At 35.0% G+C, this 19,076-nt stretch carries 23 protein-coding genes; 8 read left to right on the top strand and 15 right to left on the bottom strand.

Annotated features, from left to right (window positions below):
- Positions 1–3: 3 nt before the first annotated feature.
- Positions 4–2,112 (bottom strand): RNA polymerase sigma factor, encoded by a 2,109-nt coding sequence (locus TY11_RS03815; protein ID WP_042143005.1) that lies wholly within the window; start codon positions 2,110–2,112, stop codon positions 4–6.
- Between the two features lie 194 nt (positions 2,113–2,306).
- Positions 2,307–4,448 carry an RNA polymerase sigma factor gene (locus TY11_RS03810; protein ID WP_042143002.1) on the bottom strand — a complete coding sequence of 714 codons (2,142 nt, stop codon included), beginning with the start codon at positions 4,446–4,448 and terminating at the stop codon, positions 2,307–2,309.
- Between the two features lie 233 nt (positions 4,449–4,681).
- Between TY11_RS03810 and TY11_RS03805 the strand changes: the two genes are divergently transcribed.
- The gene (locus TY11_RS03805; protein WP_042142999.1) at positions 4,682–5,848 is read left to right on the top strand and encodes a MalY/PatB family protein; all 1,167 of its coding nucleotides are present in this window, start codon (positions 4,682–4,684) and stop codon (positions 5,846–5,848) included.
- 89 nt (positions 5,849–5,937) lie between these two features.
- Here TY11_RS03805 and TY11_RS03800 read toward each other — a convergent pair whose 3' ends face one another.
- Both TY11_RS03800 and TY11_RS03795 read right to left on the bottom strand, forming a co-directional pair.
- Positions 5,938–6,516 carry a superoxide dismutase family protein gene (locus TY11_RS03800; protein WP_042143125.1) on the bottom strand — a complete coding sequence of 193 codons (579 nt, stop codon included), beginning with the start codon at positions 6,514–6,516 and terminating at the stop codon, positions 5,938–5,940.
- A 128-nt stretch (positions 6,517–6,644) separates the two neighbouring features.
- Positions 6,645–6,830: a FeoB-associated Cys-rich membrane protein gene (locus TY11_RS03795; protein ID WP_042142998.1), complete on the bottom strand. Its 186-nt coding sequence runs from the start codon at positions 6,828–6,830 to the stop codon at positions 6,645–6,647.
- Between the two features lie 140 nt (positions 6,831–6,970).
- Between TY11_RS03795 and kapB the strand changes: the two genes are divergently transcribed.
- On the top strand, positions 6,971–7,363 hold the full coding sequence (kapB, locus tag TY11_RS03790; RefSeq protein ID WP_042142996.1) for a kinase-associated lipoprotein KapB: 393 nt from the start codon (positions 6,971–6,973) through the stop codon (positions 7,361–7,363).
- 42 nt (positions 7,364–7,405) lie between these two features.
- Here kapB and TY11_RS03785 read toward each other — a convergent pair whose 3' ends face one another.
- Positions 7,406–7,669 (bottom strand): phosphocarrier protein HPr, encoded by a 264-nt coding sequence (locus TY11_RS03785; RefSeq protein WP_042143123.1) that lies wholly within the window; start codon positions 7,667–7,669, stop codon positions 7,406–7,408.
- Between the two features lie 214 nt (positions 7,670–7,883).
- Here TY11_RS03785 and deoD point away from each other — a divergent pair, with 214 nt between their 5' ends.
- Entirely contained in the window at positions 7,884–8,591 is a 708-nt protein-coding gene (gene deoD / locus TY11_RS03780; protein ID WP_042142993.1) for a purine-nucleoside phosphorylase, read from the top strand.
- A gap of 279 nt (positions 8,592–8,870) precedes the next feature.
- Positions 8,871–9,347: a divergent PAP2 family protein gene (locus TY11_RS03770; RefSeq protein ID WP_042142990.1), complete on the top strand. Its 477-nt coding sequence runs from the start codon at positions 8,871–8,873 to the stop codon at positions 9,345–9,347.
- 25 nt (positions 9,348–9,372) lie between these two features.
- Here TY11_RS03770 and spsC read toward each other — a convergent pair whose 3' ends face one another.
- The 3 genes from spsC to TY11_RS03755 all read right to left on the bottom strand — a co-directional run bounded on the left by spsC (position 9,373) and on the right by TY11_RS03755 (position 11,789).
- Complete coding sequence (gene spsC, locus TY11_RS03765) at positions 9,373–10,065, bottom strand: stationary phase survival protein SpsC (RefSeq protein ID WP_304413175.1); 693 nt, start codon at positions 10,063–10,065, stop codon at positions 9,373–9,375.
- A 78-nt stretch (positions 10,066–10,143) separates the two neighbouring features.
- A complete protein-coding gene (locus tag TY11_RS03760) occupies positions 10,144–10,455 on the bottom strand; it encodes a YuiB family protein (RefSeq protein ID WP_042142988.1) in 312 nt (103 codons plus the stop codon).
- A 119-nt stretch (positions 10,456–10,574) separates the two neighbouring features.
- The gene (locus tag TY11_RS03755; RefSeq protein WP_042142986.1) at positions 10,575–11,789 is read right to left on the bottom strand and encodes an NAD(P)/FAD-dependent oxidoreductase; all 1,215 of its coding nucleotides are present in this window, start codon (positions 11,787–11,789) and stop codon (positions 10,575–10,577) included.
- A 276-nt stretch (positions 11,790–12,065) separates the two neighbouring features.
- Between TY11_RS03755 and TY11_RS03750 the strand changes: the two genes are divergently transcribed.
- Complete coding sequence (locus tag TY11_RS03750; protein ID WP_042142984.1) at positions 12,066–13,055, top strand: NAD(P)/FAD-dependent oxidoreductase; 990 nt, start codon at positions 12,066–12,068, stop codon at positions 13,053–13,055.
- A gap of 123 nt (positions 13,056–13,178) precedes the next feature.
- Here the strand turns inward: TY11_RS03750 and TY11_RS03745 are convergent, their stop codons facing one another.
- The 3 genes from TY11_RS03745 to TY11_RS03735 form a co-directional block, all read right to left on the bottom strand.
- Entirely contained in the window at positions 13,179–13,535 is a 357-nt protein-coding gene (locus tag TY11_RS03745; RefSeq protein ID WP_042142982.1) for a HesB/IscA family protein, read from the bottom strand.
- An 83-nt stretch (positions 13,536–13,618) separates the two neighbouring features.
- A complete protein-coding gene (gene dapF / locus TY11_RS03740; RefSeq protein ID WP_042143119.1) occupies positions 13,619–14,473 on the bottom strand; it encodes a diaminopimelate epimerase in 855 nt (284 codons plus the stop codon).
- Between the two features lie 11 nt (positions 14,474–14,484).
- Positions 14,485–14,823 carry a YuzD family protein gene (locus tag TY11_RS03735; protein WP_042142981.1) on the bottom strand — a complete coding sequence of 113 codons (339 nt, stop codon included), beginning with the start codon at positions 14,821–14,823 and terminating at the stop codon, positions 14,485–14,487.
- 186 nt (positions 14,824–15,009) lie between these two features.
- Here TY11_RS03735 and TY11_RS03730 point away from each other — a divergent pair, with 186 nt between their 5' ends.
- Positions 15,010–15,234 carry a NifU family protein gene (locus TY11_RS03730; RefSeq protein ID WP_042142979.1) on the top strand — a complete coding sequence of 75 codons (225 nt, stop codon included), beginning with the start codon at positions 15,010–15,012 and terminating at the stop codon, positions 15,232–15,234.
- 81 nt (positions 15,235–15,315) lie between these two features.
- Here TY11_RS03730 and TY11_RS03725 read toward each other — a convergent pair whose 3' ends face one another.
- Positions 15,316–16,287, bottom strand: coding sequence for a protein kinase family protein (locus tag TY11_RS03725; protein ID WP_042142976.1), 972 nt, complete (start codon positions 16,285–16,287; stop codon positions 15,316–15,318).
- Between the two features lie 84 nt (positions 16,288–16,371).
- Here TY11_RS03725 and TY11_RS03720 point away from each other — a divergent pair, with 84 nt between their 5' ends.
- A complete protein-coding gene (locus TY11_RS03720) occupies positions 16,372–16,872 on the top strand; it encodes a phosphatidylglycerophosphatase A family protein (protein ID WP_042143117.1) in 501 nt (166 codons plus the stop codon).
- A gap of 17 nt (positions 16,873–16,889) precedes the next feature.
- Here the strand turns inward: TY11_RS03720 and TY11_RS03715 are convergent, their stop codons facing one another.
- Together TY11_RS03715 and hepT are read right to left on the bottom strand one after the other, a co-directional pair.
- Positions 16,890–17,666 carry a TIGR01457 family HAD-type hydrolase gene (locus TY11_RS03715; protein WP_042142974.1) on the bottom strand — a complete coding sequence of 259 codons (777 nt, stop codon included), beginning with the start codon at positions 17,664–17,666 and terminating at the stop codon, positions 16,890–16,892.
- Between the two features lie 12 nt (positions 17,667–17,678).
- On the bottom strand, positions 17,679–18,116 hold the full coding sequence (gene hepT / locus TY11_RS03710) for a type VII toxin-antitoxin system HepT family RNase toxin (protein ID WP_042142972.1): 438 nt from the start codon (positions 18,114–18,116) through the stop codon (positions 17,679–17,681).
- A 235-nt stretch (positions 18,117–18,351) separates the two neighbouring features.
- Here hepT and TY11_RS03705 point away from each other — a divergent pair, with 235 nt between their 5' ends.
- Positions 18,352–18,633, top strand: coding sequence for a hypothetical protein (locus TY11_RS03705; protein WP_042142970.1), 282 nt, complete (start codon positions 18,352–18,354; stop codon positions 18,631–18,633).
- An 84-nt stretch (positions 18,634–18,717) separates the two neighbouring features.
- Here TY11_RS03705 and TY11_RS03700 read toward each other — a convergent pair whose 3' ends face one another.
- Positions 18,718–18,990, bottom strand: a complete 273-nt coding sequence (locus tag TY11_RS03700; RefSeq protein ID WP_042142967.1) for a YutD family protein — start codon at positions 18,988–18,990, stop codon at positions 18,718–18,720.
- Positions 18,991–19,076 lie beyond the last annotated feature (86 nt).

Here is a 19,076-nt window from a genome sequence, read left to right as displayed (position 1 = left end):
TTTTTACTGCATTATTTTCCAGATACCATTTTCTATCATGAGTTCAACGGATGCAAGTAAATTTTTATTCCAATCGACAAAGTATACGATAGCTGTGTTTTCGGATGTAAATTCTGTTAAACCATAACCACCTTTATTCCTAATGTTGAACAAATCTTCTTCTAATTCCTGTTCCATGTTCATTGAATGAAATATCGTGGTGTACGTATTACTATCCTCTTTCTCATGTGCATAAGCAAATAAAGAGACAATTTCTAATGGTTTCAATTCGGTCAGCAGGTTAGGATCTAAATTACTGCTATAATCACGATAGACAGCACCTGTATTAGTGGTAAATGACCAACGGTTTAGTTCAATAATATCATCGTATTTTACATTTTTAAATCTATCATCTAATTGGAACCAAAACTTTTCAACCGATATGAAATCCTGTGTTCTCTTCCAATCGTTTTCTTCCCAATCTTGTAAAGTACTATTGATTACATCCCAATAGATTGAATCTGGATGATTTTCCAGGAACTGAAAATATTCTTCTTTCTCTGTTTCATATACAGTTTCTTGACCATCCCAGGTTCTTAAGTACTGGTTAAGGTAATTAGCCATATCATTATATAAATGTTCTAGAAATCCATCACCATATGAGTCACCATATTTAATGTAAAGTGTTTCTATATCTAATAAAGTATCACCTAAAACACTCCAATCCGACCAATCGATGGTGTATTGACTAACAGTAAAATCCACATAGCTTAAATAGGCTTCTCCGTATCCTTTATCCGCTAATTTCCCTTTGAATTCTTCCAAGTCTAATTTAACCATCAAGTACCCATAATCCCGATCTATGTCTATCTCGTATCCTTGTTTATTTATTATTCGTAGAAAGTTTTGAATTTCTTCCTGTCCGGGATAGTCACTTGGACTATCCTGCAGCTCAAAAATTTGTTCATATTCATCTACCGGGATGGAGGCAATCAGTTCTTGTAAATAGCTCTGAAATTCACTTTCATACATGAATGAAATACCCAATACTTCCATAAAAGAATAAGAATCTCCATCGGATGGCGATGCTAACTTCTCAAGCAATGTTGAAGGAAGTGTTAACATCATATCGATATAGTTCTTTGTATCATCAACCCCACCGAACATATCAGGTGTTCGTTTCAACTCTTCAACCATGGATCTCACATTCTGAACAACAGGTAATCTGCTTACATCTTCCATTCCTAGTTCCATTGCAAAGTTCTCAATTGCTTGTTCCATATAAGTTTGGATTTCTGGATCTATTTCATATACTTGTTCTTTTGGCTCTGTATAAGCTACTGCTTCAGCTGCTTCTTTCCTTGCTGCTGCTCGTTCTTCTTCCTGTGCTGCTTTTAGTTCCACCTTCTGCTCCTGAATATAGTTTAATCCGAATAAAGCAAATAAAAATAAACCAAGAACAGCACCAAAAGTTGGTAATATTTTCTTCCATTTGTGAGACTTTCTAGCTAGGTCTATACTAACTAAAATTTCTTGTTTTTCGGTAAACTCCGGTAGTCTTTGATACGCATAAATCATTTCACCTAAGCTGTCATGAAGATTTCTGTCTTGATGCAGAATTGATGTCTTCTGAAACTCTTCTTCTAATAACTTTTCACCCTGTTGTATCATTTTAATCAGATTTGCTTCATTTGTTTTAAGAATGGTAGTTATCTCATCACTTTGTTTATCACAGAAGTGCTTGAAAATTATTGGAACCTTATACTTACTATTCATTTCTCGTAAATTCATTTGATTAGAAATATGATCTGGTCTTTCAAAGTAATATCCGTAATGAGTGGAATCAGTTGTATTTCCGGTAATCTTTTGGGCTTTTTTCCTTCTACGATCATCGTTTTTTATTGTTTGAATCATAATTTGATGAATCCGAGTAAACATAGTACCCTGTTCAAAACTTTCTGCTTTCTGAGCAATTTTCACAAAAACTTCTTTAACAACATCTGAAATTCTATTAGGCTCAACCCCATATTGAAATAGGAATTTCTCTATTATAGTTTTATATTGATCTATCAAATGTTCGAAGGCTGCATGATCTCTTTCTCTTATTCGTTTGACAAGTTCTTCCTCGTGCATTAGTATCCCCCTTTTACCATAGCTACTCATATATGTAACGTATCTATCTGTATAAAAGTTTCAATTAGTAAGATTATTTCTAATTAAGGAAAGTTTATAATTATTATTGTAACAGTGTATCATAAATAAATTAAGACTTTTATCTTTTGGTGTAGGTAGTTTTAAATACGAATTAAGAAAAAACAACTCCCCTATTATTTAGAGGAGTTGTTTTTATAAATCCAAGCAACTTGCCATATATTGTTTTCTTTTATCAATTCAATACTGGTGACATGATCGAGATTCCAGTCAGCTAAATGTACTAAAGCATTATTTTCACTTGGGTATTCCGTAAAGACATATTCAATTGAATGCCGCCTTAACTCATTAAAATCTAAATCCTCATCATCTGGTAATGTCTTTAATGCCCATAATGCATTGTATACTTCATTATCGTCCTTCCCACTTGCATAGTCATATAATGAGACCATTTCTAATGGACTTAAGTCTACTAATCGTGACTGATCAAAGTTTTCTTTTAATTCTTTATAAATGACAATAGAATTTGTTTCTAGTGGCCAGCGCCTTACAAAATCAAAGTTTGCTAATGTAATATTACCAAACCTCTTATCAAAGAGAGCTTTTACATAAGTAAGATCAGGGGGGTGAATTGTCTCCATCCACTCGTTTGCCTCATATTCTTCTACAGCTGTATTAATGATATCCCAAAATACGGAATCACGGTTTTCTTCAAGGAACTGATAGTATACTTGTCTGTCTTCTTCCTGAAGTGGCCTAAGACCTGCCCATAAAAGAGAATAAAGATTAGCATTAATCTCTGAGATAATGAATTCCTTAAATGTCTTCGAATAATGATGCCCATAATTAGTTAGTAGCGATTCGAATTCTAATAATATATCAACATCCTCTTTCCAATCAGTTTGGTAATACTGATTCCCATGTTTAATTACCAGTTCCAGATAAGCTAGATACCCATCATTATAACCGGCCTCTATCACATCATTTTTAACCTGCAGATAATCAATCAATACGGAAACTTTATCATTTTCAGATATTCTAGTTAAATAATGCCCTTGCTTATTGAGAGTTTGCATGAAATCTTTAATCTTATTCGGTCCATCATAACTCGTGACATCGTCTTGAAAAGATACCAGAACCTCATAGTCTTCGATTGGAACATTAATTTCCATAAGAAGGCTATCTAAGTATTCCTGAAAATCACCTTCATACTGCGTTAGAGTGTAAAGATAAGTCATAAATTTTTCATCCCGTTTATCAGGGTTTAGTAAATTTTCTTTTGCTATGGAAGGTGGTGTCAATTGCATGTCTATATATTCTATTTGGTGTCTGCGGACAAATTCTTCATTATCCGGATTGTTTATTTTCACTTCCTTTAACATTATTTCTATCATCTGAATCGATGTTAATTCACTAATGTCTTCCATTCCAAGTTCAGTTTTTAGGGTTTCTTTAGCTTTATCCAAATGCTTAACGATTTCCGGGTCCAATTTCACCTGTTTATCCTCGGGATTGCTAATATCTTCTTTTTGTTTCTCTTGTTCTTTGGTTTCCTGTTGCTCCAAAAATGCTTGTTTATCGTTCTCTTCTTGAATGTATCTAACCGTAATGATAGAAAAAACAAGGAAGCCGATGATTACTATAGTTGTTGGCAATATTTTTTTCCATTTGTGTGATGCCATTATTTTCTCAAGACGCAATAAGATATCTTGTTTATCAACAAATTCTGGTAAACACATATAGTAGTAGTTTAGTTCACGTAACTGCTCGTTCAAGTTTCTCTCATCATGATGGTATGGTACTTCCTGATGGATAACATTTTCATATTTTCCTTTTAACAAATCTTCCCCACGTTTTAATCTAGTCTGTGTAGCTTCAACACTAGTATTAAGAATCGTAGAAATCTCCTCAATAGATTTGTTATAAAAGTAGTTTAATATAAGTGGTTGCTTGGATTTACTATCTATGTCTCGTAGACAAGCATGCAGCAACATTTGCCTTCTATTTTCTATGTAATATCCATATTGTTTTTCTATAGTTAATAAATCTTCTTTTTTACTTGTGATTTTATCCTTATAACCTTTTAATATTTTAAAAGTTTGTTGGAATAACCACACTGACAATTTACCAGGTTCCAAACGATCTATTTTTTGGTAGAAGTTATGAAAGATTTCAAGAACTACATCAGCAACATCATTTGGTTCAATCCCATATTGAAAAACGATTGTCTCCACCAATCGTTTACTCTCATCAATTAATTGTGCGAAAGCTGCTAAATCTTTCTCTCTTAACAATTGTAATAACCGTTCTTCATGCATTGCCATCCCCCAATTTCCATGTCCGCATACGTTTCGTACGCCTATCATTTGAAAAAGTTTCAAGAAGTGAAAAAAGTTTTGAAAAACATGTTTATATTTATTGTATCAGGGTATAACTAATATCGTAAGACTTTCTCGTATTCCCCCTGTAGGCAAGGCGTATTTAACGCTTTGCTCTTTTTTTGCCCATTTTACGGTATACTAGTAGTGGAAAAATAAAAGGAGGTAATAATATGGGAATTTTCGAAACAGTACATAATAGAAAAAACACTCGCTCTGTAAAGTGGGATATGGTTAAGGACCTTTTCCAGTCTGAAGAGGTACTACCAATGTGGGTAGCAGATATGGACTTTCAAGCTCCAGATGCAGTGAATAAAGCATTGATAGAAAGAGCTAAGCATGGTATATACGGGTATACCATTGTAGATGAAAGTGTCAAATCATCAATTGTTAATTGGATTTCTAAAAGACATAATTGGAATATTAAATCAGATTGGTTGTCATTTAGCCCTGGTGTCGTAACTACCTTACATATGGCAATTCAAGCTTTAACAGAACCCGAAGACACAATTTTGATTCAGACTCCTGTTTACACACCATTTTATAAAGTAATCGAAGCCCACGACCGTAAAATAGTGAAAAATACCTTAGTATTAGAGAATAACCGATACACCATTAATTTTCAAGACTTTGAAGAGAAGTTAAAACAAGGTGTAAAGGCATTTATTCTTTGTAATCCACATAACCCAGTTGGAAGAGTTTGGACAAGGGATGAATTAGAGCAAATGGCAAAACTATGTCAGGAATATAATGTTTTAATTATTTCAGATGAGATCCATAGTGATTTAACTTTTCCTAACAAACAACATGTATCAATTGCTTCATTATCGGATGATATTGCTAATTTCAGTATAACTTGTATGGCTCCTTCAAAAACGTTTAATCTAGCTGGTCTACAAGCCTCCTATGCGATAACACCAAATAAGAAAATCCGCGAAAAACTTGATCAACAATTTCTGAATCAAGGATTCCATGGTTTAAACCTTATGGGTAATACAGCTTTAGAAGCTGCCTATAACCATGGTGAAGAATGGCTGGACGGATTACGTGAAATCTTACAAAGTCATTATGATTATGTGAAAAGCGAATTAGAAAGGCATACAGATTTACTTGTAATAGATGAAGATGGCACTTACTTAGTGTGGATTGATTGCAGCTCACTACAGTTAGATGCAAAGGGCTTGAAAAAATTCTTTAACGAAGAAGCGAAAGTTGGGCTCAATGCTGGAGCTGATTATGGTGAGGAAGGTAAGCAATATATACGAATGAATATTGCTTGCCCAAGAGAAACACTTGAAGAGGGTGTAAAACGAATTATTCAAGCTGTACAAAATAAATAAACGAAAAAGGGCGGTAAGGTAGTGCACCCCGAAAGTTAGATTTTACACTCTAACTTTTAGGGGTCAGTACCCAATACATACGCTTCTTATTATTCTTCTTGCTTTTTATTAAATTCGGTTGGATCGGTTGGCGATTCTGTAGCTTCACTACCCTTTCCAGACTTTATCTCACCACAAATGATTCTTGCACCCGAATCGCCACTAGGCTGTGAAACACCATCATCTTGCGTTTCTGTAACAATTAAGGAAGTACCTTCTCCCCTTAGAAGCGACATTTTCCCTTCTTTCAATGTAGCTTCCGGAAGCATTAATTCTGCATCCACTAGTCCACCAGCATCCGCTTCTATGTTGGGCATATCACCTAAATGAGGTCCTTTAGGATGCATTAATCCATGCTCTTTCCCTTCAGGATCCAGATGATTTCCAGCACTTTTAAAATCAGGTCCCTCACATTTAGCATACTCATGTACATGTAGTCCATGAAATCCTGGGGTCAGCCCTTCAAGTTTTAATTTAACTTGCACACCATCTGGCCCCTCTAATAATTGCGCAGTTCCAACCATATCACCTGATGCATTATACATTTCCACACTTTTGGAGGTTTCTTCTTTACTTTGACAAGCAGCCAACAATACTAATGGTAAAAGGAATACAAACACGAATCGCATTTCCACTACTCCTTTTTGACGTAATAAGGATAGTATTTGCCCAAAAACGAGACGGTAAACATCATTTATATTCATACTCACCAATAGATAAATTTTCCCAATAAAAAAGACAGGTCTCCCTGTCACACCTAATGTGGTTTATTTTGTTTCTCCAGTTGATTCTTATATTCCAGGTCAAATTTCTTTTCTTGTTTTTTAGAGTTCTTATAAAAAAAATAAAGAGCTACACCTGCTGCCACTATAATGATCCCTAGCATAATAATCGCTGGTATATATTCAGATTTATCTTCTGGAAAATATAAAAACGGCATCATTTTTATCACGTCCTTCTTTTATTCATTATACCAAATTTAATCCATTCAATTAAAGTCGGAAGTTAATAGTTCGCGATTTTGTGATAAATTTGGCAAAATGAATAGAGGACCAACAGATTCTATATAAAGGGGTTATATATATGAGTGAGCTCTCAATAGGAGATATTGTACAAGCACCAAATAAATCTGGCATATATATCGGAGAACTAATCGAGGATCGACAGGATAAATACTTAGTTAAAGTTCTAGCAGTTTTAAAACACCCGATGCAAGGTGACTTACATCACCCTAAACAAGTTGAAAATGTCGTATTTCATGAACGAAAGGCATTAGCGCATTTTGAGAAAGTAAATGTATTAAAAAGCGTAGTAAATTATTATTCCGAGGCGGTACCGGAATATGGAGAATCCCTCAAATCCGCTGTAGCTAATTATAGAAAGCAACTAGAGTATAAAGCTACCCCGTACAATCAAGAAGCATTAAAAGCACTTAAAATTGTGGAAGAAAGTTATTATCTTGGCAAATATTATTAATCAAAAAGGCTGTCTGGATGGTTACCTAAGACAGCCTTTACATTATTCACCGAGGTTTTCTTTAATTACTTCTGAAATTCCTTGGATTGCTTCTTCTTCATCACTACCATTCGCTGTGATTTTAATTTCAGCACCTTTAGGAATCCCTAGTGACATTACACCCATAATAGACTTAAGATTAACTGTTTTATCATTGTAAGTTAACTCAATTTCAGATTGATATTGACCAGCTTTATTAACTAATAAAGTAGCTGGGCGAGCATGTACACCTGTATCTGCAGTAATATTAAATGATTGTTCTTTCATTTCCATTTCATCCTTCCAACATGATTTTGCTTGTACAAATTTTATGTACTTTTGCCTCAATTATACAGAAATAATTCGTGAATAACTGAACTAACTCTATTATAACTAATTTCTTTACTAATGAAAACTAAAATGCAAGTAGATAATTGTTTGTTTTTAGATGCCTGATATGATAACTTTAGGAATAGACTAGCTTACATTAGGAGGAAATCATATGAGTGTACATATTGGAGCTAAACAAGGTGAAATTGCTGACAAAATCTTATTACCTGGTGATCCATTAAGAGCTAAATATATTGCAGAAACATTCCTAGAAGGAGTATCACAATATAATCAAGTTCGTGGAATGTATGGATATACAGGAACTTATAAAGGTGAAAAAGTATCTGTCCAGGGTACAGGTATGGGTGTTCCATCTATCTCGATTTATGTAAATGAATTAATTCAGAGCTATGATGTACAAAAGTTAATTCGAGTAGGTACATGTGGTGCAATTCAAAAAGATGTAAAAGTTCGTGATGTTATTTTAGCACAAGGTTCTACAACAGATTCAAGAATGAACCAGTTAATCTTTAACGGTATTGATTATGCACCACTTGCTGATTTCGATTTATTACGAAAAGCATATGAAGTGGGAACTGAAAAAGGAATGAATATTCGTGTAGGAAATGTATTCACAAGTGATACTTTCTATCGTGATAATGCTGCAGAAGTAAATGAATTACTTGCAAAGTATAAAGTCCTAGCAATTGAAATGGAAACAACTGCATTATATACTCTTGCTGCTAAATTTGATCGTCAGGCGCTCTCTGTACTAACAGTTTCTGATCACATTATTACTGGTGAAGAAACAACTGCAGAAGAACGTCAGACAACATTTAATGAAATGATGGAAATTGCTCTAGAAGCAGCGATAAAGTAAATATTGAAATTCGGAAAAGATTTTAGATGAATATCTAGAATCTTTTTTTGATTGGTACGAGGTTGCTTAGCAGTTCAGGGAGTATGGCCATCTACTTTGGGAACACCCTTCCTGATTTCAGGCACATGCTTACCAGACTCGGGAGCATCCTTCTCAGTTTCGGGCGCATGCCCACACGTTAACAAAAATAATTCCTTTGTGTATTTCATATCTCTTTTAGTTTGGTCTATGCTAAAATAACACCAAGTATCAGAAAAAATAACCGAAAGGATACACATCATGGCTCTATTTTCCAATTTCCCTATAACAGCAGCACTCTTAGCAATTATCTTTGCGCAGGTTGTAAAGATACCGATCCATTTCATTGCAACAAGAGAATTTATACCAGGCCTTGCATTTAGTACTGGTGGTATGCCTAGTAGCCACTCAGCTGCTGTAACAGCACTATCTACAGCTATCGGCATTATTGAGGGGTTTGGTTCAACTTTATTTGCTGTTGCTGCAGTATTTAGTATTATTACCATGTATGATGCTTCTGGGGTTCGCAGGCAAGCTGGCAAGCATGCAACTGTTCTGAATCAATTAGTAGAAGATTTTCAGCTATTTATTGAGGAAGCAAAGAACTGGGAGAAGAAAGGCGCATATGAAAAAAGAGAGAATTTAAAAGAATTACTTGGTCATAAACCAATTGAAGTTTTTTTTGGGGCAATTACTGGAATATTAGTTGCAACACTTCTTTTTCAACTATATCAATAAAGAGAGGGTCTCCCCTCTCTATTCTTTAGCTCTTATTAATTTGTTCTCGGAATACCTGTAGTGCTTTATTCTCATTAAGACGTTGAAGAACCTCTTCCGAGAGAACTCCACTACCCTTCTCAATAATATAAACATCTACTTCACGTTTTCCCCATTGGGAATAGACATCTTCAACGGTATGAAAATACAAGTCTATCTTATTACCGTTAATCGCTCCACCTTTATCAGCCACAACCCCAAAGCCATAATCGGGAATCCACATAATTGTACCAACTGGATAAACATCTAAATCTGCCGCTATTGTTGAATATAAGTCTCGCTTTACTTTTACACCTGAATACGTAATACCATATTGTGGATGGTCTGAAGTTTTCCCCGTTGATTCTATCCCTGCCGTGTATCCAGTTGCCACTACGGTTGCCTTCGGATAGCTTTCAATATTTATAGCCTCTTCGACCGATTTTGGTCCCTCAATTTGCACACTGGAAACATATCTCTTTTGCTTCTTTAGCACCTTAAGTTGTTTTTCCTGTAATGCAATCTTTCTATATTCTGCATGTCCAGCATAAAAAACATTTGCAGATACCAAATGATCTTTTTTTAGCATTAAGGCTAAATCTGTATACGTAACATTGGAAATACTCGATATTGTTATCCAGAATGCAAGTAGAAACAGGCCTGTCATACTAATTCTTCGTATAATGATACTGATTTTCAAATAACAACACCTCTCTGGGTGTCATCATTTCCAATCTAGTAAGATTTTATGCATATTGAATAGAAAACTAACCTAGGGTTAAAACATTTGATAACCACTTTTTCGCAAAAATTTAATTACAATACCAGACACGATTGTCCCTAAAAAACCAGAAGACAAAATGATAATATCCCAGCCATTTACGGAAAACAACTCTGAAAATGCCTTAGAAAAGGACTGGCCAGGTGATGTAAAATATTCACCCATTGGAATCTTATCGACGATAATTAAAACAATGAACGGATAAATAAATGCCATTAACCATGTTTTTCTTAGTAACATATTCAAAATAAAGGCAATACCAAAAAATATGACAAAAAATAAAATAACAGAAACTATTAATTGAATCAATGTACGTATTCTCCTTTGTTAATTCACTTTCACACAACCTAATTCTATAAGGATTTCAATAAAAAAGCAAAGACGAGATACGCCTTTGCTTCTTATTCCTATTTAATTAAACTATAGTCTTAATAAAAGAAATTAAATTTACCTTTTTTCAATAATAGACTAATTCCGCCTAGTTTTAATAAATAACGGTTGTCACTCATTTTTTTCATGACTGTCGCTTTCCAGCCAAATAGCTTCTTATCACCGAATACAACACCCATAGCATCATTATGACCTAAAGAAGCTAATGTTCCTAGTGGCTTATATTCAAAACCTTCTAGGTGACCTTGACCTTTAACAAGAGCGGTAACATTATGCGCTACTGTAGCAGATTGTTGAATAGCAATTTGAGCAGTTGGAGGGAATGGTCTTCCACTCTCTTCATTCATAATTAATGCACAGTCTCCAATTACAAATACATTGTCATATTCCGGAGAACGCATGTCAGGGCGAACCTGAATTTTTCCACGGTTATGTTCAAAGCCTGATTCTGCAACTACAGAGCTCGCTTTTACTCCAGCAGCCCATACAGTTGTTAGAGTGGAGATTTCATTTAATTTACCGTCTTTTTCATATACAACACCATCTGATTTTGCTTCTTTTAACAATGCACCTGTAATAAATTCTACTCCACGCGCTTCTAGGGAATTCATAGCATATTCCACTAGTTCTGGATCAAATCCAGGTAGTACAGTTGGTGCACCCTCTACATTGATAATACGTACTTGTGATTTATCAATGTCATATTCCTTACATAATTCTGGAACCTTATTAGCTAATTCCCCAACAAATTCGATTCCTGTGAATCCGCCCCCACCAACAACGATGTTTAAGCGAGCAGGATTCTGATCCTTGTGATATTCTGCAAAATTATACTCTAAATGTTCTCTGATTAGACGAGAAGTGTTAATATCGTTAATCATAAATGCATTTTCTTCAAGTCCAGGAATACCAAATGTTGCTGATTCAAATCCTAAACCAATTACAAGATAATCGTACTCTAATTCACCATTTTCAAGTTTTACTTTATTTTCCTGTGGTTTAATTTCAACCACTGTATCTTGTACAAAGTTAACTTTATGCTGGTTAATAACATCTTTAATTGCGATTCTTGCTTGGTCTTGATGAACTGTTCCAGCTGAAACTTCATGTAACCAAGTAGTTTGGTAATGGTAGTCATTCTTATTAACTAGTGTAATATTTGCTTCGTTTGTACCTAGTGACTTCTGTAATTTCACAGTCGTCATGATTCCTCCGTAGCCAGCACCTAAGACAACGATGTTAGGCTTCTTCATTCATCATCACATCCATCTTTAATATTTATAGTACTATTACTTATGTGTATGTGACGTTTTTCACGAATAAAGGTAATAAAAAATAAAGGCATATTTTAAAAGTGAATGTCACATAACTGTAATATATTATCCAACCTATATGATAGACCTTTTAACTAGAATTTTCAAGCCTAAATATATCTTTCAATACTTTCCATTTTAGAGACTGATAAATTACAAGTTTCGGCTATTTGTGTTACTATGTTAGTGGTATTTTTCTTAAAAGGAGGTTTTTTCATGTCTGATAACGTATTCGATGTAACCATTATTGGCGCTGGCCCTGTTGGCTTATTTACCGCTTTCTATGGTGGTATGCGTCAAGCAAGTGTTAAAGTAATCGAAAGTTTACCACATACTGGTGGGCAATTAACAGCCCTTTATCCAGAAAAATATATTTATGATATTGCAGGTTTTCCAAAGGTACGTGCACAAGAGTTAGTAGATAATTTAGAAGAACAAGCAAAAATGTTTGACCCTACAATCGTATTAGGACAATCAATTGAAACAGTGGAACGCCTAGAGGACCAATCCTTTAAGTTAACTTCTAATACGGGGGAAGCTCATTATACAAAAACAATGATCATCACGGCTGGTAATGGTGCCTTCCAACCACGACGCTTAAATATCAATAATTCTGAGGACTTCGAAGGAATTAATCTTCATTATTATGTAAAAGATATGAACCAGTTCAAAGATAAAAAGGTTGCTATATTAGGTGGAGGTGACTCCGCAGTCGACTGGGCGATGATGCTTGAACCAATTGCAGAAAAAGTATACTTAATCCATCGTCGAAATGAATTTAGAGCGCATGAACATAGCGTGGAAAAATTAATGAACTCTAAAGTAGATGTTATAACACCATTTGCTCCAAATGATATTGTAACCTCTAATAAGATTGAAAAAATATCTTTAGAGGAAGTCAAAGGTGAGAGAAAAGTAGAGCTTGAAATCGATGAAGTAATTTGTAATTATGGATTTATTTCATCCTTAGGCCCGATTAAAAACTGGGGTCTAGAAATAGAGAAAAACAGTATTGTTGTTAACACCAAGATGGAAACAAACATTCCTGGTATTTATGCTGCAGGTGATATCTGTACATTCCCTGGAAAAATTAAATTAATCGCAACAGGATTTGGTGAGGGCCCAACTGCCATCAACAACGCCAAACAATACATCGATCCAAAAGCAAGAGTACAACCAAAGCATTCCACTAGTATGTTTGAATAAAGTAGAGTGTCTTTGTAGGTTTTTTAAAGTGCTTGAAGGTATATTATTTTTATCGGCTTTCCACTGAGCGGCGAGAGTACAAAAAAAGCATGAAAAGGAAATATTCCTCTTCATGCTTTTTCATTAACATTTATCCGGTGCACCTACAGTTTCCTTCGTACGGAATGAAGATCCACATCCACACGATAAAATGGCATTAGGATTATCTATACTAAATCCTCCACCCATTAAATTCTGTTTGAAATCAATGGTTGTTCCCTCAATTACGGGAATATCTGGTTTATGGATAATAACTGGAATCCCGTTAATTTCTTGAACAAGATCCAACTCCTCATTAACTTCCTCATCAAAACCAAGTGAATAAGATAACCCGCTGCAACCGCCACCTCTTACACCAAAACGCAAACTGACAGTTTCTTTTTCATCTTTCATCATTTCCTTTATTTGGAGACTCGCACTTTTTGTTAGCGATATAACCATCTTAATTCCTCCTAAATAAATTCATATCTTTACACTAGTATACATACTGAACAATTCTGTTTTCAAATATAAAGATTTTCCAGTTACTCATAGTAATAGTTACCAGTAGCAACTATCCTCGCTTCGCCAGTCATCCAAACGGAGTCATTTTCATCCCATCTAATAAATAGATCTCCACCTTGCAGGTGAACTGTTACTAATTTATTCTTTGGAATATAATTATTTAATGTTGCTGCAACAACTGCTGCACATGCACCGGTGCCACACGCCTCTGTAACACCAGAGCCTCGTTCCCATACTCGAAAGTTTAATTCATTCTCATTTACCACTTCTACAAACTCAACATTTATGCGTTCCGGAAAACGGGGATCCTTTTCGATTTTTTCGCCTAGTGTATATAATGGAGCTTCCTCAATATTCTCCACAAAAAATACAGCATGTGGATTCCCCATGGATACAGCTGTTACACATAAAATTTGATCCTCCACCTCAAACTCTTCATTGACGACATGGGACAGTTCATCCCCCACCATTGGAATTTGTGAGCGTTTTAACCTTGGTTTTCCCATGTCTACTGTAACTTCCTCAACCATGTCATCCACAACAATAACTTCCGCTTCAACGATTCCCGATTTAGTCGCAATCCGAAATTGTTTCTCCCTTACAATCCCAGCTTCATATGCATATCTTGCAGTACACCGAAGCCCATTTCCACAGTTCATTCCTTCTGATCCGTCCTTGTTAAATATACGCATCCCAACTTCTGCATTATTGGTTGGATGAATTAGGATCATACCATCTGAACCTATGCCAGTATTAACATTGGAAACTTTCTTGGCAACATCTGGCAGGATTTTTTCATCCATTGGAAAGCTAAATAAATCAAGGTAAATATAATTATTACCAAGGGCGTGCATCTTGACAAAAGGTATTTCCATTTTAAATTCCCTCACTTCACTTCCTCTAACAATTTCACGTCTCGCTGTTCCAATGCTTCATAAATGGTCTTTAATCGTGGAATTCCCTCTGCCACCATATCGTCATTGACAAAAACGATTGGATAAAATAAATCTTCTTCCATAATTCTTTCCACAAAATTCCTGTGTTTTTCTTCTTCTTGTGGTTCGTTTATATCAATATACTCATAGCGAATGCCATCAGTTTCATATTTTCGTGATATTGCAGCCTGGAGCCATTCATAGGTATCTATGGAACCTGGAGCACCTACACAACTAGCACAAATTTGTTGGGCACCATATACCGTTATTAAAACTTTTTTACTACTCATTTATTAAGCCCCTTTCTAAAATCGTTAGTTTCTTTTATTTTACAAAATCTCAGTATAAAGATAAAATAATAATGACTAAAATTTATAAAAGATGACATTATTGGGCCAACAATCTAACGAAAAATAAAGAATAGATTTTTTAAGGTTACACCTATATAATGAAACTAGGAAAGGAGAAGATGGATAATGCGTGAACAAGTACAAGAAGTATTAAATAAATTACGCCCATTTTTACTTCGTGACGGTGGAGATGTGGAGTTAGTAGATGTTGATGATGATGGCATTGTACTTCTTCGTCTCATGGGTGCATGTGGAAACTGCCCGAGCTCAACAATAACATTAAAAGCAGGTATCGAACGTGCGTTAATGGCTGAAGTGCCGGGTGTTAAGGAAATAGAACAGGTATTTTAAATAGACAATTTTAGCAGGTACCATAAGGATACCTGCTTTTTATTTTTTGTACTGTCCATTCAATACCTACTCCACACAGAACTACAACCACTTCAAAGTAGGTAAATCATACCCCCGATAATCTACATTCATCCAATCAAAAAAATTCTCTAATCTCTTTTCAAAAACTCCTTGCTTTTTAACTATACGTTTTAGTTCTGCATGATACCAATCAGCATTCTGTCCACTAAAACTATCCTCGATCAAGTCAAAAAGGTGTATTGGATAGACTAATCGAGCATATAATAGTCTCCAACTAAAAATAGATAACGGTCTAACTTCCTGATACTCATTTATGAATGAACTTAATTCTTTTCGATTAAAATCTTCATTTAGAAATTGATATCGAATATACTCGGCTAAATCTCGTGTTGGATGGTCATAAACAAGATTATCTGTCCAGATTACTGGATTAAATAAATGATTTTCATACCTAAGAAATGCGAATACACCTTGATCACTCTGATGAAATCTTTTGTCTGTTTCACTCTCTTGTAAGTACTGGATGGCATTTTCACTTAAACCAATTATATAGGGAAAGATATCAACCAATAATCGATAATACTTATTTTTGTGAGACGTTGATTCATATTTAATTTTTTGTTCAAACGCAGTTAGCTTTTTAATCCATAAATCTTTCCACAATCCATAGCTTGAAATCTCTTTGGGTTCATAACTATAGGTAGCACTTCGATTATGAAACTCAGCCAATCTTTTTCCATGGGACTGTTGGTTGTCATTCTGGATGGCTGAAACTCGAAACACCATATAATGATTTTTGTCTTTTTCTACAAACCACTTATTCCCCATTGTTGGAATAGGAATTGCCGTATGATTGTAACCAATTTCGGCAAGATAATAGGCAAGTGCTGCTTGCTCTAAATGAATCATTTCCTTGTTTGATGAGGAAATGATAAAATAATAATAATCATTATCTCGGAATCCTTCTCTTCCGTTTATACGAACTCGTTCTGTAGCATGAATATTATAATTTACTAATAGTAATTCTTTCATCATACTTCCCTCCCACACACCATTACTATAAATGTATGAAAAAATTACCCAATCTTAACCTAAAAAGGAGAAACGGTGACAAACATGGATAAAAAGTTGAAGCAAAGTGTACTGGAGCAAAAAGCAAGAGAACTTTTAGAAGAAAGAGGTGTTACTTTAAAGGACATTGCGGAACTCGTTTACTATTTACAATCAAAGTATCATGAAACCTTAAGTATGGATGATTGTTTGTATAATGTAGACCGTGTATTAGAGAAGCGAGAAGTTCAAAATGCAATCCTTACTGGAATACAATTAGATAAATTGGCAGAGAAGAAAATGCTAGAAGAACCATTGCAAACAACAATTGAAATTGATGAAGGTTTATATGGTGTTGATGAGATTATCGCATTTTCTATTGTAAATGTCTATGGTTCTATTGGCTTTACCAATTATGGTTATATTGATAAACAAAAACCTGGTATTTTACAAAGACTAAATGATAAATCCACTGGTGAATGCCATACATTTTTAGATGATATTGTAGGCGCAATAGCTGCTGCTGCATCCAGTAGACTTGCCCATGCTGCAGAAGACGCAAAATAGAGTAAAGGGAGCCCCCTTTACTCTATTTTTTGTGTCCATTCACATAAGTTTTGTATAAAATATGTTGGCTTTACAGGTAATATTTCGTACTCTTCAAATCGAGTTACACCAGTAAAGACCAATAATGTGTCTAATCCCGAATTAATACCTGCTCGGATATCGGTATTGTAATTATCCCCAACCAAGATAGTATCGTTTGGATCTGTACCAAGTACTTCTAGTGCTTCTTTTACAATAATAGATTCTGGTTTACCGATAAACGTTGGCATTACCCCCGTACTAACTGAAATAACGGATGTGAGTGCCCCATTTCCAGGAAGGAAACCACGTTCAGTAGGAAGTGCTATATCACTGTTAGTCGAGATGAAAGCAGCACCCCCCCGGACCGCAAGACAGGCTTTGGCCAACTTTTCATAAGTGATATCCCGATCAATTCCAATAACTACTACATCACAATTAACTTCGTCGGTAACCTTAATGCCTTCACGCTCAAAAGCATCTAACAATCCCTCTTCCCCGATACAGTAACATCGCGCATCAGGGTAATTCTGCTTGATGTATTTTGCGGTTGCCATGCTAGTTGTAAAGACATCTTCTGGCTTGGCATCAATTCCTAACCTTGTCAACTTTTCAGAGACTTGTTCCTGTGTTTTAGATGAGTTATTCGTTAAAAACAAATACGAAAAATCTTTACGTTTTAATTCCTGGATAAAAGTAGGCGCATCCTCGATTACTTCGTTTCCACGGTATACCGTACCATCTAAATCAATTAAATAACCTTTATATTTCTTCAAATTAAGTACTCCTTATTCCTTAGTAAATGCGTTCGCTACTCCGATTTCATTATTTAGATACTCACGAATACGAGTTGTAAATTGCTCTAAAACTGCGTAGTTTTCATTTATTATTTGGTTTAATTTATCATGATTAATATGTAAGTAATCCTTCACGAGCATTTTACGAAGTCCTATAACCTCTTTATAGGCGTTACTCTCAGTATTAGGAAGAACTCTTTCATCCTCTAATATATCAATGATATCCTCGTAACTACCTGGATCACGCATAATAAATCCATCAATCATCATATTACCAACATCAATAACAGATTCAATTAGTAATTGTGACAACCTTTCTAAGGCAAACTTTTCATGAGATGATTGCACTTTTAATTTTTTATATTCATTTAATAATGTATCAACAAATTGTAATGTAGCTTCCACTTTTTTTCTGTCCACAAAATACATGTATATACCCCCAATTCACTTCTAACATCCTTATCATATCACAAAAAGGGGACAAGAATGAATTAACTCAAATACGATTCAAAACCAACATATGGAATAGTAATATACTCATGTAACGGAAAAGATAAAGATTAGAAAACTTGGTGTTCATGCTAAGGGGAGAATACTCGGTCGGTCTGAACGCAGGTTGGAACAATTAATATACACCGCTATCTTGTAGAAAGGGTTGAGGATTATGGGCAAAGATGATAAGAAACAGTTCTCCGATTTTTCAAATGTACGTAATCAAAAAAATTATCTAATACCCGAGGAATTTCCGGAAGGACCATTTGGCTCTAGCATTAATAAGGAGGAACCTGTGGAAAGTAAATCAACACCATGGGAAGATGATCAAAGGAGACAGAGCGCATTTGTATATCCTTATAAGGAATTGCACGAAGATCTTCCAAGGCAAATTGACGGGGCACATCCTATTCATGATCATCCAGATGATGTGACACCTGAACAGGAAGAATAGGTTAGTACAACAGGGGACAGACACCCAACAATGAAATTAACTAATAGCTGTAACCATATTAGGGTCTGTCCCGATTTACACAATTTAATCCTTTTTTTGTATGACAAAATAAGCACAACCAAAATTACAATATTCATAAATATAATCATCAAGTGTACTAATTCTCGAATCTTCTGAAGCCTTGGAATTATGATCATGGTAAAACCCTCTTAGCCGTAGCTGCTCATATCCCCAGTCACCAACAATAAAATCATATTTCTTTAAAATATCTGAATATCGGTCCTCTAGGGCTTTTTGTTGAAAACCGTCTTTAACATTTTCAATTAACTCGTATTTTTTTCCAAATAGTTCTATCACCAAAACTCACCCCTCATACGTTGTTTATAGTTTACCATACTTTTACCAATATCAGCTATTCTGATTTTTTAGCGCATGATTTCTCA

The sequence above is a fragment of the Paucisalibacillus algeriensis genome (genome assembly GCF_000577245.1).
GTDB lineage: Bacteria > Bacillota > Bacilli > Bacillales > Amphibacillaceae > Ornithinibacillus.
The sequence above is the reverse complement of the archived record's forward strand: the minus strand, read 5'-3'. Positions and strand labels throughout refer to the sequence as shown.

Coding starts and splice junctions, on each gene's coding strand:
- TY11_RS03815 (WP_042143005.1), bottom strand. CDS start 2,112: ATGCACGAGGAAGAACTTGTCAAACGAATAAGAGAAAGAGATCATGCA.
- TY11_RS03810 (WP_042143002.1), bottom strand. CDS start 4,448: ATGCATGAAGAACGGTTATTACAATTGTTAAGAGAGAAAGATTTAGCA.
- TY11_RS03805 (WP_042142999.1), top strand. CDS start 4,682: ATGGGAATTTTCGAAACAGTACATAATAGAAAAAACACTCGCTCTGTA.
- TY11_RS03800 (WP_042143125.1), bottom strand. CDS start 6,516: ATGCGATTCGTGTTTGTATTCCTTTTACCATTAGTATTGTTGGCTGCT.
- TY11_RS03795 (WP_042142998.1), bottom strand. CDS start 6,830: ATGATGCCGTTTTTATATTTTCCAGAAGATAAATCTGAATATATACCA.
- kapB (WP_042142996.1), top strand. CDS start 6,971: ATGAGTGAGCTCTCAATAGGAGATATTGTACAAGCACCAAATAAATCT.
- TY11_RS03785 (WP_042143123.1), bottom strand. CDS start 7,669: ATGAAAGAACAATCATTTAATATTACTGCAGATACAGGTGTACATGCT.
- deoD (WP_042142993.1), top strand. CDS start 7,884: ATGAGTGTACATATTGGAGCTAAACAAGGTGAAATTGCTGACAAAATC.
- TY11_RS03770 (WP_042142990.1), top strand. CDS start 8,871: ATGGCTCTATTTTCCAATTTCCCTATAACAGCAGCACTCTTAGCAATT.
- TY11_RS03755 (WP_042142986.1), bottom strand. CDS start 11,789: ATGAAGAAGCCTAACATCGTTGTCTTAGGTGCTGGCTACGGAGGAATC.
- TY11_RS03750 (WP_042142984.1), top strand. CDS start 12,066: ATGTCTGATAACGTATTCGATGTAACCATTATTGGCGCTGGCCCTGTT.
- TY11_RS03745 (WP_042142982.1), bottom strand. CDS start 13,535: ATGGTTATATCGCTAACAAAAAGTGCGAGTCTCCAAATAAAGGAAATG.
- dapF (WP_042143119.1), bottom strand. CDS start 14,473: ATGGAAATACCTTTTGTCAAGATGCACGCCCTTGGTAATAATTATATT.
- TY11_RS03735 (WP_042142981.1), bottom strand. CDS start 14,823: ATGAGTAGTAAAAAAGTTTTAATAACGGTATATGGTGCCCAACAAATT.
- TY11_RS03730 (WP_042142979.1), top strand. CDS start 15,010: ATGCGTGAACAAGTACAAGAAGTATTAAATAAATTACGCCCATTTTTA.
- TY11_RS03725 (WP_042142976.1), bottom strand. CDS start 16,287: ATGAAAGAATTACTATTAGTAAATTATAATATTCATGCTACAGAACGA.
- TY11_RS03720 (WP_042143117.1), top strand. CDS start 16,372: ATGGATAAAAAGTTGAAGCAAAGTGTACTGGAGCAAAAAGCAAGAGAA.
- hepT (WP_042142972.1), bottom strand. CDS start 18,116: ATGTATTTTGTGGACAGAAAAAAAGTGGAAGCTACATTACAATTTGTT.
- TY11_RS03705 (WP_042142970.1), top strand. CDS start 18,352: ATGGGCAAAGATGATAAGAAACAGTTCTCCGATTTTTCAAATGTACGT.